Raw genomic sequence first — 249 nt, 5'->3', positions numbered from 1 at the left:
ATATGGTGGATCACCCAGCTCAGCACATGGTGACCTGCTTCCAGCTCAATCAGGCGCAGGCGCAGCGGCGGTGCAGCTGTCAGCGACAGCGGCTCCCAGGCTTCCCGCTGCAGCAGGTTCTGCAGATGCTGCTTCTGCTCTCCTGCCGGCACATGCAGACTCGAACGCTCCAAGACTGGCAAATTGCCGGTTACCTGCTGATACGCCTCCCCGCTCTCTTCTCCAAACTGCGTCCGCAAACTGTCATGC

The 249-nt window shown here is 60.6% G+C and carries 1 protein-coding gene; it reads right to left on the bottom strand.

The genetic code is table 11. The annotated features are described in order from the left end of the window. Positions 1-249: condensation domain-containing protein (locus WH45_RS23740; RefSeq protein WP_235338323.1), on the bottom strand; the 249-nt coding region annotated here is incomplete at both ends.

This window comes from Paenibacillus wulumuqiensis (assembly GCF_000971965.1).
Taxonomy (GTDB): domain Bacteria; phylum Bacillota; class Bacilli; order Paenibacillales; family Paenibacillaceae; genus Saccharibacillus; species Saccharibacillus wulumuqiensis.
This window is presented reverse-complemented; position numbering and strand designations above follow the sequence as displayed.